The following is a 13,882-nucleotide window of genomic DNA, read 5'->3' on the forward strand; positions in this document are numbered from 1 at the left end:
GGTATACCACTAATACTATATACAAATAATATAAAATTGAATGGTGATAATATGATAAAAGATATGCTCGAATTAGTGTTGTTAATTCTGATTTTTGCAGGGATTTTAGCACTGACCTATTTTGTTACAAAAAAAATGGCAACCTTTAATAAGAGGATGGCTTTCAATAAAAATATGGAAGTGATAGAAGTACTTCAATTGATGCAAGGGCAATATTTGTATATTGTAAAGGTAGGAAATGAGTATCATTTAATAGGAAGTACTCAAAAAGGAAGCATCTGTTATTGTACATCACTTAAGGAAGAACAGTTGAATTTAGAACAAGTGATTACAAAATCTTTTGGGGAGCAACTTAGTCATTTGATGAAAGGTAAACAGGTAGATGAACATGAAGATAAATAAATCCATTCTAAGAAATATAATATGTTTTGCAATTATTTTATTTTATGTTGGGTGTTTATATACCGATACTCAGGCTTCTACAGTACAGGTACCTAATATTACTGTTAACTTAGGTGGAGAGTCACAAGCAGAAAATACGAGTGCTTCTTTACAAATGATTTTTATCATTACTATTATTTCACTGGCACCATCTATTTTAATAATGATGACCTCGTTTTTAAGGATTATTATTGCACTTCACTTTGTAAGATCTGCAATTGGAACACAAACGATGCCACCCAATCAAATTTTAGTTGGTCTAGCGCTATTTTTAACGTTTTTCGTTATGAGCCCTGTTTTTATGCAAATTAAAACAAATGCAATAGATCCTTTGGAAAAGCAACAAATTACTCAGGAACAGGCTATTGAACGAGGTATAGAACCCCTAAAAGAATTTATGCTGAAACAAACAAGAGATGAAGATATTACTTTATTTATGGATTTAGCCCATTTAGAACCCTATACAGAGGGGACTGATCTTGTAAAAGAGATGCCTTTATATGTTATTGTTCCAGCTTTTATTATTAGTGAACTCCGAGCTGGGTTTATTATAGGATTTTTAGTTTACATACCGTTTATCATTATTGACATGGTTGTATCAGCAGTGCTTATGTCAATGGGGATGATGATGTTACCACCGGCTATGATTTCATTGCCTTTTAAGGTTCTGCTTTTTATTTTGGTCGATGGGTGGAATTTGTTTATTGGACAACTTATACAGACGTTTAATTAAGGAGGAAAGGATATGGAACAAATTGTTTTGGACTATATGAGAGAAGCATTAATGATGATTGTTAAAGTATCACTTCCGATCTTGTTAACCGGACTTGTTGTAGGGCTGATTATCAGTATATTTCAAACTGCTACATCTATACAAGAACAGACGTTGGCATTTATTCCGAAAATAATAGCTGTATTTTTAGCTATTATTATATTTGGGTCATGGATCATTAATATGCTTACAGTATATACTGTAAGGCTTTTTAATAGCTTTAATACACTGTTATAAGGAAGGATGCTATGGAAGATCTAGTCTATTTATATGCACATGTAGACGTGCTACTTATTATTTTTTGTAGAATTATAGCGGCTGTATTATTTTTGCCAATTATTGAGGAAAGTAGAATACCTAAATTGGCAATCTCAGGATTATGTTTATGTTTAGCGATGACAGTTTTTATGGTTACAGATTTGGATCAGGTTTATTATGAGCCAACACTCATTAGTTATACCATACTATTAGTAAAGGAAATACTTATAGGCTTGATTATTGGGTTTATACTAAAGATTTATTTTCAGATTTACCAGTTCATAGGCAGTTTATGGAGTACACAAGGAGGGTTGGGAATGAGTATGGCCTTAGACCCTGTAGGAGGTGTACAAACTCCTATAATAGGTCGTTTTTATAATTTATGCTTGTGTGCTATTTTTGTACTAAGTGGAGGGTATCATTGGTTCATTAAAACATTAATAGATACCTTTACATTAATTCCAATTAACAAAGGGGTCTTTGGTACTCATCTTGTAACAGGCATAATAGATACCGTAGGGAACTATTTATTAATTTCATTTAAACTAGCAATGCCAGTGCTGGGGCTTTTAATATTAATTGATTTTGGCCTAGGCATTTTGGCTAGAACTGTACCTCAAATGAATATGTTTGTTATTGGTATTCCATTAAAGGTTATCGTTTTATTTGCACTACTTATTGCTACAGTTGGTTTAGTACCTAGATTTAATACGATTATTATTGATAACATGGTCAATACTATCATGAATTTAATACAAGGAATGAGGCCATTATGATTGAAACAAAGTATCGCTTAGATCTGCAATTCTTTTCAGCAGAAAGTGAAGGAAGAACAGAAAAAGCAACGCCTAAAAAGAAAGAAGATGCTAGAAAAAAAGGGCAGGTTGCAAAAAGTGCTGAATTAAATACAGCTGTTTTAATCGTTGGTTTTTGTGCAGTAAGCTTGTTACTGGGAGGATATATGCTTTCAGGTATTCAAACAAGTATCATAACGAGCATGAATCGGCTCAGTGAAGTTTTTAATGCAGTGACTTCTAATTATATGCTTGTCGTTTTTAGAAGTGCCATATTTGATATTTTATGGATTTGTTTGCCATTATGGATTTGCCTATTTATTATTGGATTTATAGTGAGTTATATACAAGTAGGATACAAAGTAAGCTTTGAACCTATGAAAGTTAAGTTTAGTAAAATGAATCCAATCAACGGCATTAAAAGAATGGTTTCAAAAGATATGATTGTTAGCTTGATTTTATCTGCGGCAAAAGTTATTGTACTAGGAGCTATAGTTTATAATATTATTTTATCTAAGATTCCTATTTTCATGCGATTCTATGAATTAACAATCGAACAAATTTTGAATACGATAGCCATGACAGTTGTTCAAATTGGTTTTTTTGTAGGAGGAGCTTTTCTGATGTTAGCTGTCCTAGATTATGTCTATCAACGCTATAAGCATGCAGATAGTATTAAAATGACAAAGCAAGAGATAAAAGAAGAATATAAAAATGCAGAAGGAGACCCTCAGATTAAATCTAAAATTAAGCAGAAAATGAGGGAAGGCTCAATGCGGCGTATGATGCAAGCTATTCCTGAGGCAGATGTTATTATTACTAATCCTACGCACTTTGCAATAGCGATTAAGTATGATGAATCAAAAGGTACGGCTCCTATAGTAGTGGCCAAAGGCGTTGATTATGTTGCACAAAAGATAAAAGAGAAAGCAAAAGAGCATCATATTGAAATTGTTGAAAATAAACCTTTAGCTAGAGCACTTTACTATACTGTAGATTTGAATAAGGAAATCCCTCCAGAGCTATATGGAGCAGTAGCAGAAGTTTTAGCATTTATATATAACTTACAACATAAAAAGATGAATAGGGGGAGCTAATTGTGAAGTTTAAAACAGGTGATATAGTATTAGGGCTTTTTGTGGTAGGGCTCATTTTTTTAATTATCATTCCATTACCACCTACTATCTTAAGTTTACTATTAATCATCAATATTTCTATATCAACGATCATATTAATGAGTGCACTTTTTTCAAAAGAACCATTAGATATATCGTTATTTCCTACACTACTATTACTTACAACGTTATTTCGATTAGGTCTTAACCTATCAAGTACAAGAATGATTTTAAGAGATGGTTATGCAGGCGAAGTTGTTCAAGCATTCGGTGAGTTCGTTGCAGGTGGAGATATTGTTATTGGATGTATTATGTTCATTATTATTACCATTGTTAATATGCAGGTTATTACCAAAGGATCTGAGCGTGTAGCAGAGGTAACAGCAAGATTTACCTTAGATGCTATGCCTGGTAAACAAATGGCAATAGATGCTGATTTAAACACAGGCTTTATTGATGAAGCAGAAGCAAAAAAAAGAAGAAAGAAGATTCAAGATGAAGCAGCTTTCTTTGGTTCTATGGATGGTGCAGCAAAATTCGTTAAGAATGATGCAATGGTGGGTATTTTAATTACATTTGTTAATGTTATCGGTGGTATGATTATTGGGGTTGCAATGGGGGGATTAGAATTCTCAGATGCCCTCCAAAAATATACGATAGTAACCATAGGTGATGGTTTAGTAAGTGCCATTCCTTCATTGCTCATTTCTACAGCTACAGGTATTTTAGTAACTAAGACATCTACAGAACAAGAGATGAGTACCACATTAACGAAGCAATTACTTTCGTCTCCACTGGTATTAATTATTGTAGGTATTACTATCACTGTTTTAGGCGTATTCACGCCTATGGGAGTAGTCGTAACATTACCTATTGCAGCAGTTTGGTTCTTCATTGCATCAAGGCTGAATAAACAGCAAAAAATTGCTGAAGTAGAGTCAGAAATAGATACAGAAGATGAAGCTGCAGAAGAAATTCGTAAACCTGAAAATGTCATTTCGTTATTACAGGTAGATCCTATTGAATTAGAATTTGGATATGGTATTATCCCACTTGCAGATGTTCATCAGGGGGGAGATCTTTTAGACCGCGTTGTTATGATTAGAAGACAGATAGCGTTAGAATTAGGGAGCATTGTTCCTATCGTACGTTTAAGAGATAATATTCAATTAGCTCCGAATGCCTATAGTATCAAAATTAAAGGTGTAGAAGTGGCAAAAGGAGAGATTTTGTTCGATCACTATATGGCAATGAATCCAGGCTATGTTGAAGAGGAAATTGATGGTATTGCCACAACAGAACCAGCCTTTGGACTTCCAGCGTTATGGATTACTGAGATGCAAAGAGAAAAAGCAGAGGTGAAAGGATATACAGTAGTAGATTGTCCATCCATTATTGCAACACATTTAACAGAGGTTATTAAGCGTCATTTACATGAGCTACTTAGTAGGCAAGATGTACAAACACTTATTAATAATGTGGCAGAGACACATCCAACCTTAATTAGTGAATTAACACCAAAACTACTTAGCGTTGGAGATATTCAAAAGGTACTAGGTAACTTATTAAAAGAGGGCATTTCTATTAGAGATTTAGTAACAATATGTGAAGTATTAGCAGATTATGCAACAAGTGTACGCGATACAGATGTATTAACTGAATATGTAAGACAAGGACTAGCAAGAGCTATTTCAAGGAAATTATTTACACTGCCAACAAACCAAGTGATTACACTCGATCCAACTGTTGAGCAGCAGATTATGTCTAGTGTACAACACACAGAGCAAGGTGCATATGTTGCATTAGATCCTAAAGTAGTTCAAAATCTAATGAATCAATTGAAAAGAGAAGTGAATAAATTAACTTCTGTAGGATTACAACCTATTATTTTGACTTCACCTATTGTGAGAATTTATTTTAAGCATTTGACTGAACAGTATATGCCAGATTTAATTGTTATTTCATACAACGAAATTGAACAAGATGTAGAGATTCAGTCAATAGGGATGGTGAGCATTGCATGAGAATACTTAAATTAAAAGGAAAGTCAGAGGAAAAAATACTAAAAGAAATAGAAAAAGAATATGGTAACCAGGCTGTTATACTGAGTACACAGCAAGAAGAACAGAGCGGACTCACAAAGTGGTTTAAAACGCCAAAAACAATTATTACTATTGCAGTAAAAGATGAAGATGAATTAGAACAAGATAAAAAGGCAATAGAAGAAATACCAAGAGGTAACTTAGTAGCAGAATCAAATGAGAAATTAAAAGAGGAATCTTATGAAGTATTATTGGGCCTAAAAGACCAATTAAATCAGTTGCAAAGAGAGATTGGTACCATAAAACAAGTACAGTTAGAAGATAAGAAGGACTCTGATAATGATACATTAGAAGCTGACAATAAATGGCTGAATTATTTGAAAGCAAAATTAGTCCAATTAGGATTAAAAGAAGAGATTTGTACTCAATACTTAGAAGGAATGAGTGATGAATCTCCAGAAGAAATGATTCGTAAGATTTATTCAGAACTAGAGAAATCACTACGTGAAAAAGAAGAAAAGGATCTGGCACAGATTATTTTCTTCATTGGATCCACAGGTGTAGGAAAAACAACTACATTAGCTAAGCTAACAGCAAAATATGTATTAGAAGAGCATAAGAAAGTAGTTTTGTTTACAGCAGATACGTATAGAATTGCTGCTGTTGAACAGCTAAAAACTTATGCAGATATTTTAGGCGTAGAAATAGAAGTTATTTATAATGAAGCAGAGTTGCCACAGTACATAGAAAAGTGGAAGCATATGGATTATATACTCATAGATACAGCTGGGCGTTCGCATAAGAATGAGGAACAAGTAAAAGAGCTTAAAGCCTTGATGAAAAATGTAGAAAAAAAACAAGTGTTTTTAGTATTAAATGCGAGTACAGCAGCAAAAGATGTAGTAGCCATTGTAAATACTTATGAGAAGGCAGAATCAGAATTTGATTTAATCATTACAAAGCTTGATGAAACAGACGAAATAGGTAACGTTGTTAATATTGGTTATTATGCTAAAAAGCCAATCATGTATTTAACGAACGGTCAAAATGTACCGGCTGATATAAAAATATTTAATAAAGACGAGTATATAACAGATTTGTTAGGGAGAATAAGTAATGAATGATCAAGCTGAAGCACTTAGACAAATGGTAGGAATAAATGAAGTAAATAAGTTTGCACAGCAAGAGGATATGAGGATTATAACAGTTGCAAGTGGCAAGGGTGGCGTTGGAAAAAGTAATTTTAGTGTCAATCTCGGACTGGCTATGCAAGTACTGGGGCAAAAACCAATTATCTTAGATGCAGATTTTGGGCTAGCTAATGTGGAAATTATTTTAGGTGAGAGGCCAAAGTTTAATTTGTCGCATCTTATTAAAGGACAATGTCATATTTATGATCTAGTAACAACGAGTAAATATGGACTTCCTTTTATTTCTGGTGGCTCAGGTATAAAAGATATGAATTTTTTACCTACTTATCAAATTGATAAAATTAGTTCACAATTAGCTGAACTAAGCAGCTTAACAAATATGCTCATTATAGATACTGGAGCAGGCATTAATGATATTGTCGTTAAGTTTTGCAAATTAGCTCATGAAGTTTATATTATTGTAACGCCAGAACCGACTTCTATAACAGATGGTTATGCATTAATAAAAACATTAATTGGCCAATTTGATTTAGATACTACTATTAAAGTTATTGTCAATAAAGCTATGTCCCAAGAAGAAGCGCATGAAGTATTTCATAAACTTTATTATGTAACAGAGCACTTTTTAAAACGTCCTATCCAATATGGAGGATTTGTTCCATATGATGAACAATTATTTAGGTCTGTTAAAGAACAGGTCCCAGTATTTGAATATAATCGTCAAGCAAAGTCTAGTATGGCGTATTATCAAATAGGAAGAATCATTTTAGGAGATAAATCTAAGCAAACGATTAAAAAGGAAAATTGGGTAAGTCGATTTAAAAAAATATTTAGTCATTAAAAATACTCATATTAAAAGAGAATACATAAAAATAAACAACTAAAGTAGATATAGTATAAGTATACTTGAGATTATAGGAGATTAGATAAATGAGTCAGATAAGTAGAAATGCTGCAACCATAGAAGAGCAACAATATGAGTATATTATTGCTATGGGAATATCAACAGGTGGACCCAAACTATTAAGTCAAATTATACCTACTCTAGAACAGAATTTATCTGCAACCTATTTAATTGTACAACATATGCCACAAGGATTTACTAAAAATCTAGCGGCTAGATTAAATAGTTTAAGTGCATTAGAAGTAAAAGAAGCCGAACATGAGGAAGTCTTAAAAAGAGGTACGGTTTATATAGCACCTGGAGGAAAGCAACTTAAGATTATTAATGGATTAAGACCGCAAATTAATATTACAGATGACCTTCCTTATAAAGGGCATAAGCCTTCTGTAAACATTATGATGAGTTCTTTAGCAGGGTTAAAAAGTTGCAGTAAAAAAATGATTGCTGTCATTATGACAGGAATGGGTTCAGATGGGTTGGAAGGCGTAAGTGATTTAAAACGAACATATCCGTGTGAAGTGATTGCTCAAGATCAGGCTTCATCTACGGTTTATGGTATGCCTAAAGCTATAGCAAATGCTGGTTTGGCAGATTATATTGCATCTGCAGAGAATATTACACAAATAATAAAAAGAATAGTGGGGGATAATCATGGACGTTAGTCAATACTTACAAATATTTATTGAAGAATCAAAAGATAATTTACAAACTCTAAATGAAAATCTACTTAATCTAGAAAACAATCCTGATGATATAGAAACTTTAAATGCTATTTTTAGAGTTGCACATACACTCAAAGGTATGGCAGGAACTATGGGGTTTGTAAAGATGCAAAAATTGACCCATACAGTAGAAAATGTATTATCCGAAATTAGAGCGGGTAAGCTTGCTGTTAATTCTAGTATAGTAGATACTCTTTTTCAAAGTTTAGATGCATTAGAAAATTATGTAGAAGAGATAACTAATACTTCAAATGAAGGCAATGAAGATTATGCCGAACTAGTAAAAGCCCTAGGAAGAATTATAGAGAATGAAGATAAATCACCAACTGCCACTGTACATACACAGGCTAGCGAGGAAGTTAAAGAAAAGGCAGAGAATCCTAGCGATCAAACATTAATGGACTTACCTGAATCACAACAATTAGTAAAGAATAATGCATTAAGCATGGGAATGAATGTTTTTCAAGTAGAGATAGAATTATCTGCAAATTGTGTTTTAAAGTCAGCGAGAGCATTTGTTATTTTTACAGATCTTGAGCGATTAGGAGAGATTATACATTGTGTACCAAGTACGCAAGATATAGAAGACGAAAAATTTGAAAGTCAATTTTCTGTTGTATTTGTTACAAAAGAAACTAAGCAAAAAATAGAAGAAACTATTTTAGGCGTTTCAGAAGTAGAAAAAGTAGTTGTTAATGCATTTGCTTCAGAAGAGAATTTTCAATCTAACGTACAACAAGAACAATCAGAAGAGCATACTTCCTCCTCACAAACCCAAGAGAATAATTCAGCACAGAACGCAAAACAACAAGTATCAAGTAAAACAGTAAGAGTTAATATTGATCGTTTAGATACATTGATGAATTTAGTAAGTGAACTTATTATAGTTAAAACTCAGTTAGAGGGGTTAAATGTAAAAGAAAATGAAACGAGCAATAATTATAATGATTCAGTTGAGTACCTAGAACGTATTACAACTAGTTTGCATGATGCAGTTATGAAAGTAAGAATGGTTCCAGTAGAAACAGTGTTTAATCGCTTCCCACGTATGATTCGTGATGTTTCTAGAAAGCTTGGAAAAGAAATAGAACTTGTTATGTCAGGTGAAGAAACAGAACTTGATAGAACTGTAATTGATGAAATCGGTGATCCACTTATTCACTTACTTCGAAATGCAGCCGACCATGGTTTGGAAACAACAGAAGAACGTATGAGTATAGGAAAACCTAGAAAAGGAACCATTAAGTTGCAAGCCTACCAAGATGGCAATAGTGTAGTAATAGAAGTTGAAGATGATGGTAAGGGTATTAATATTAACAAAATTAAAAATAAAGCCATCGAAAAAGGTAGTGTTACGAAAGAAGAAGCAGCTACGATGACTGAACATGAAGCGATAGAACTCCTTTTTAGACCAAGCTTTAGCATGGCTGAAAAAATCTCTGATTTATCAGGAAGGGGAGTAGGCCTAGACGTAGTTAAAAGTAAGATTACTTCACTTGGTGGACACGTAGAGGTACAAACAGAACTTGGTAAAGGAAGCAAATTTATTGTTAGATTACCGCTAACACTGGCTATTATTCAAGCACTAATGATTAGTATTGGTGATGAAAAGTATGCTATTCCATTAAGTAATATTCAAAATATTGAAGATGTAAGAAAAGAAGATATTAAGCTTGTCCAAAAGCAAGAAGTGATTGTTGTAAGAGATGAAATCATTCCAATCATACGTTTACGTAGCGTATTAGGATTACCAGAAGAAGTAGATAAAGACTTAATGATGGGTGTCATTGTGAAGAAGGGTGAGAAACAAGTTGGCTTTATTATTGATTCATTAATTGGTCAACAGGAAATTGTTATTAAATCATTAGGTAAATATTTAAGCGGAATAGATATTATTGCAGGAGCTACTATACTAGGAAATGGTGAAGTTGCACTTATTTTAGATGTTAATTCGCTTATATAGGAGGAAAAGAAAATGGAGCATATTAGTGAGACAATACAACAATTTATTGTATTTAAGTTAGACACGCAATTATTTGGAATTGATATTCAGAACGTGCAAATTATTGAAAAGATGAAATCTATTATGCGTGTGCCTAAAGTTCCTGCTTGTGTAAAAGGCGTTATGAATTTAAGAGGAGAGATTATTCCTGTTATAAGTTTAAGAGAGCAATTTGAATTAGAACATTTAGATTATACAGATAAGACAAGAATTGTTATTGTAAAATTGGAAGATGCAATGGTAGGTATTATAGTTGATGAAGTGAAAGAAGTCATTGAAATAGCAAATGATCAAATTGAAGCGGTACAAAATATACAAGGTAAAATGAAAACAAGTCATATACTAGGCGTTGGAAAGGTTGAGGAAAATATTGTAACTTTACTCAACTTATCTAATATAATAGATGAAGCCTTTGAAAACGAGGAATTAAGATAGGAGGATTACCTTGGGGACTCGCAATTATCAAGATATTACAAGCGAAGAGATGGATATGCTACGTGAAGCGGGAAATATTGCTTCAGGCAATGCTATGACATCTTTAGGACAGCTTATTGGTTGTACATTAGATATGAATGTCGCTAGAGTGAGAATAGAAAATATTCAGGAGCTAGCAGATGTCTTAGGTGATGCAGAAGAGGTCATTGCTGGGATGATTATTAATGTATATGGAGACATTAATGCCATGTTACTTTTAGCATTAGAGCCTGAAAGTGCTACTAAAATAGTAAATATGATGCTAGATAAAAAAATGCAGGATTTAAATGAATTAGACGAATTAGGACATTCGGTATTATGTGAAACTGGTAATATTTTAGCAGGTTCTTATCTTAGTGCCCTTAATACATTTACAGGATTAGAGTTAGATGTATCTATACCTCAAATGTCTATTGATATGGCAGGGGCTATATTAAGTTACCCTGCTATTGAATTTGTTAGAAATGATAATACCATGTTATTCATTGAAACTGCCTTTAGAGATGTTAATGGTATATTAAGTGGTACATATATACTTATCATTGATAATGAAGCTTACAATAAAGTCATAGATGCATTAGGTGTGTACATATGAGTAGCGAAGCCAATATTATAAAAGTAGGTATGGCGGATTTGAATACAGGTAAAGATCCGGATATATTAACAACATTAGGACTAGGTTCATGTGTAGGAATTGCATTATATGATGCAACTATAAAAATTGGCGGCTTAGCACATATTATGCTTCCAGATAGTACGCAGATTAAAAATAATAGTAATATAGCGAAATTTGCAGATACAGCTATTGAGGCACTTATTAATAAATTAGTAGAGCAAGGGGCAAGAAAAAGTAGGTTAGTTGCTAAGATTGCTGGAGGAGCTCATATGTTTGAGTTTAAAAATATGGATGATATGATGCGTATTGGCACACGTAATGTCAATGCCGTCATACAAATATTAGAAAGCAATAATATTCCAATTTTAAGCCAAGATACAGGGAGCAATTATGGAAGAACAGTAGAACTTTATACAAGTACAGGAATCTTTCGTGTTAAGACAATTGGTCATGGCATCAAAGAAATATAGGAGTAATAATGGGGGTTCTTGCATGGAAAAAAAGGATATGAATGCTGTCTGGGCAGAATATGTAAGTACAAGAGATGCAGCACTTAAAAGTAGTTTGATAGAACATTATGTCTATCTTGTTAAGTTAGTTGCTGGAAGATTAGGCATATATCTTAATCAATACGTAGATAGCGATGATCTTGTCGGTTATGGTGTACTAGGCCTGATTGATGCTGTGGATAAGTTTGACCCAGGGAAAAATGTTAAATTTGAAACATATGCTTCTCTAAGAATTAGAGGAGCTATATTAGATGCTATAAGGAAATTAGACTGGGTACCAAGGACACTTAGGAAAAAACAAAAAGATATTGATAAAGCGTATATTGAGCTAGAAGGAAGATTAGGAAGGCAACCATTGGATGAAGAGGTGGCTGACTTTTTAGAAATTAACATTGAGGAATATAATGAACTTTTAAAAGAAGTGAATATTTCTAGCTTAATATCTATAGATGAATATATGTATCAATTTGAATCTGTTAAGGATCCTAGTGCACCTATTCCAGAGAATTACATTGAGGATACTGAAGTAAAAGAAATGTTGGCTGAGTTTATTGATAGCTTACCAGAAAGAGAGAAAAAGGTTATATTCTTGTACTATTATGAAGAGTTAACATTAAAGGAAATTAGCCATGTACTAGAAGTATCAGAGTCTAGAGTGTCTCAATTACATACGAAAGCAGTTTCTAGATTACGAGCGTATATGCAAAAACACCATTTTGTAGTACCTTTATAAAATAGCAGATATAAGGAGTGAAACTATGCTGCGTCCTATAGATACACAAACTATTTATCAGCAATCTCAAGAAATTTCAAACAGGCAACAAGCTCATAGGCAAGGAGAAGAGATGCAACAGATGCAGTTTGCACATCTTCTGCAGAAAGAAACTAAAGAGAAAAGAGAAGTTGTTAAGGAAGTTCAGCATGATGAAAAAATAGATAATGAACTCAATAAAAAGAAAAAGGGACAGCATAACGAAGAGGAAAAAAGAAACAATAAGAGTAAAAAGAAGGAAAATAAAGAAGCGATAAAAGAGCAAACAACACATTTTGATGCCAGAATTTAAAAGGAGAAAAAATGAGTATAACAATAGATACAATGCCTATTATATGTTTGTTGTGGATTGTTGTGGGGGTCGTTTTTATTATTATTAGTGTGATTCGTTTAGCCAATCATCAAGAATCAGATAATCACTATGTTACTTTGAATAAAGAACAAGGACAGCAAACTAATGATTTGGAAGAATTATTTAGCTATTTTCTAGAAGAAGAAGAAAAGAAGAATCAAGGATTTCGTGACTTATTAGTTAATATTTTAAGAAAACAAACAGATTTAGAGGCAGACCACCTGCAACAATCTACTAAAGAACACCAGAAACGGCAGATGACAAATGAAAAACTTTATGATGAGATTGTTAAACACTATGAGAATGGTGAAAGTATAGAAATGATTGCCAAAAATCTGAAGAAAGGTGTAGGAGAAGTGAAACTTATTCTTTCACTTTATAATATGAGATAAACATATGAAACAAATAAAAATGACATATTGGTTATTAGGATTTGGTTGTGGCATCATTTTATCTGGCATTGTGGGAACTATTTGCACCTTAAATGTTCAAGAATACAAAATAAGTGTGAGTAGTACAGAGGAGTTAGAGCCAATAGAAACAAATAATCAAGATGAGGAAATAAAACCAGACAATGAAAAAGTAGAAGAATATAAAACAGAAAAATATAAAGATGAAATTCAAGTATCAAATCAAGATTCGTCGGAGACAGATAGATTAGAAGTGAATGCACAAATACCTGAAGAAATACCCGAAGAAATAGAAATATATATTCCGTCTATGTCTAATGCAACAGAAATTGCAGGTATTTTAGAAGATGCGGGAATTATAGATGATTCAAAAGCTTTTATTAATTTTCTTAAACAAAATAAAAAGACGACAAAGTTAAAGCATGGGAAGATAACTTTTCCTAAAATAGTAACTTATGAGGAAATTTTATCAATACTTCTAAATAACTAAATAAAATGTTTATAAAACGATTGAACTTGTTGTACAAGTATGATATAATCATTCAGAA

Annotated in this window: 17 protein-coding genes; all 17 read left to right on the top strand. The window is 32.8% G+C overall.

Annotation, left to right across the window (positions count from 1 at the left end; translation table 11 throughout):
* Positions 1 to 63 precede the first annotated feature (63 nt).
* The 17 genes from QTL86_RS05100 (at position 64) to QTL86_RS05180 (ending at position 13,824) form a co-directional block, all read left to right on the top strand.
* A complete protein-coding gene (locus QTL86_RS05100) occupies positions 64 to 402 on the top strand; it encodes a flagellar biosynthetic protein FliO (RefSeq protein ID WP_162145080.1) in 339 nt (112 codons plus the stop codon).
* Complete coding sequence (gene fliP / locus QTL86_RS05105; protein ID WP_127066887.1) at positions 389 to 1,174, top strand: flagellar type III secretion system pore protein FliP; 786 nt, start codon at positions 389 to 391, stop codon at positions 1,172 to 1,174. Before QTL86_RS05100 ends, fliP begins: the two co-directional genes overlap by 14 nt.
* Before the next feature lie 12 nt (positions 1,175 to 1,186).
* Positions 1,187 to 1,450, top strand: coding sequence for a flagellar biosynthesis protein FliQ (gene fliQ / locus QTL86_RS05110; protein ID WP_127066886.1), 264 nt, complete (start codon positions 1,187 to 1,189; stop codon positions 1,448 to 1,450).
* A gap of 11 nt (positions 1,451 to 1,461) precedes the next feature.
* On the top strand, positions 1,462 to 2,247 hold the full coding sequence (gene fliR, locus QTL86_RS05115) for a flagellar biosynthetic protein FliR (protein ID WP_127066885.1): 786 nt from the start codon (positions 1,462 to 1,464) through the stop codon (positions 2,245 to 2,247).
* Entirely contained in the window at positions 2,244 to 3,362 is a 1,119-nt protein-coding gene (flhB, locus tag QTL86_RS05120) for a flagellar biosynthesis protein FlhB (RefSeq protein ID WP_127066884.1), read from the top strand. Before fliR ends, flhB begins: the two co-directional genes overlap by 4 nt.
* Positions 3,363 to 3,364: 2 nt before the next feature.
* Positions 3,365 to 5,404, top strand: a complete 2,040-nt coding sequence (gene flhA / locus QTL86_RS05125) for a flagellar biosynthesis protein FlhA (protein ID WP_127066883.1) — start codon at positions 3,365 to 3,367, stop codon at positions 5,402 to 5,404.
* A complete protein-coding gene (gene flhF / locus QTL86_RS05130; protein ID WP_127066882.1) occupies positions 5,401 to 6,546 on the top strand; it encodes a flagellar biosynthesis protein FlhF in 1,146 nt (381 codons plus the stop codon). Before flhA ends, flhF begins: the two co-directional genes overlap by 4 nt.
* Positions 6,539 to 7,414 carry a MinD/ParA family protein gene (locus QTL86_RS05135; protein ID WP_127066881.1) on the top strand — a complete coding sequence of 292 codons (876 nt, stop codon included), beginning with the start codon at positions 6,539 to 6,541 and terminating at the stop codon, positions 7,412 to 7,414. The genes flhF and QTL86_RS05135 overlap by 8 nt, the downstream gene beginning before the upstream one ends.
* Before the next feature lie 89 nt (positions 7,415 to 7,503).
* Positions 7,504 to 8,139, top strand: a complete 636-nt coding sequence (locus QTL86_RS05140) for a CheB methylesterase domain-containing protein (protein WP_410496710.1) — start codon at positions 7,504 to 7,506, stop codon at positions 8,137 to 8,139.
* Complete coding sequence (locus QTL86_RS05145) at positions 8,129 to 10,162, top strand: chemotaxis protein CheA (protein ID WP_127066880.1); 2,034 nt, start codon at positions 8,129 to 8,131, stop codon at positions 10,160 to 10,162. The genes QTL86_RS05140 and QTL86_RS05145 overlap by 11 nt, the downstream gene beginning before the upstream one ends.
* Positions 10,163 to 10,174: 12 nt before the next feature.
* Positions 10,175 to 10,636, top strand: a complete 462-nt coding sequence (locus QTL86_RS05150) for a chemotaxis protein CheW (protein ID WP_127066879.1) — start codon at positions 10,175 to 10,177, stop codon at positions 10,634 to 10,636.
* 10 nt (positions 10,637 to 10,646) lie between these two features.
* Positions 10,647 to 11,270 (top strand): chemotaxis protein CheC, encoded by a 624-nt coding sequence (locus QTL86_RS05155; RefSeq protein WP_013657432.1) that lies wholly within the window; start codon positions 10,647 to 10,649, stop codon positions 11,268 to 11,270.
* Positions 11,267 to 11,761, top strand: a complete 495-nt coding sequence (locus QTL86_RS05160; protein ID WP_013657431.1) for a chemotaxis protein CheD — start codon at positions 11,267 to 11,269, stop codon at positions 11,759 to 11,761. The genes QTL86_RS05155 and QTL86_RS05160 overlap by 4 nt, the downstream gene beginning before the upstream one ends.
* 22 nt (positions 11,762 to 11,783) lie before the next feature.
* Positions 11,784 to 12,533 (top strand): FliA/WhiG family RNA polymerase sigma factor, encoded by a 750-nt coding sequence (locus QTL86_RS05165; RefSeq protein ID WP_410496711.1) that lies wholly within the window; start codon positions 11,784 to 11,786, stop codon positions 12,531 to 12,533.
* Positions 12,534 to 12,558: 25 nt separating this feature from the next.
* Positions 12,559 to 12,864 (top strand): hypothetical protein, encoded by a 306-nt coding sequence (locus tag QTL86_RS05170; protein ID WP_127066877.1) that lies wholly within the window; start codon positions 12,559 to 12,561, stop codon positions 12,862 to 12,864.
* An 11-nt stretch (positions 12,865 to 12,875) separates the two neighbouring features.
* Positions 12,876 to 13,316 (top strand): DUF6115 domain-containing protein, encoded by a 441-nt coding sequence (locus QTL86_RS05175; RefSeq protein WP_013657428.1) that lies wholly within the window; start codon positions 12,876 to 12,878, stop codon positions 13,314 to 13,316.
* A 4-nt stretch (positions 13,317 to 13,320) separates the two neighbouring features.
* Positions 13,321 to 13,824 (top strand): hypothetical protein, encoded by a 504-nt coding sequence (locus QTL86_RS05180; protein WP_127066876.1) that lies wholly within the window; start codon positions 13,321 to 13,323, stop codon positions 13,822 to 13,824.
* The last annotated feature ends 58 nt before the right edge of the window (positions 13,825 to 13,882 follow it).

It is taken from the genome of Cellulosilyticum sp. ST5, from assembly GCF_046529625.1.
GTDB classification, from domain to species: domain Bacteria; phylum Bacillota; class Clostridia; order Lachnospirales; family Cellulosilyticaceae; genus Cellulosilyticum; species Cellulosilyticum lentocellum.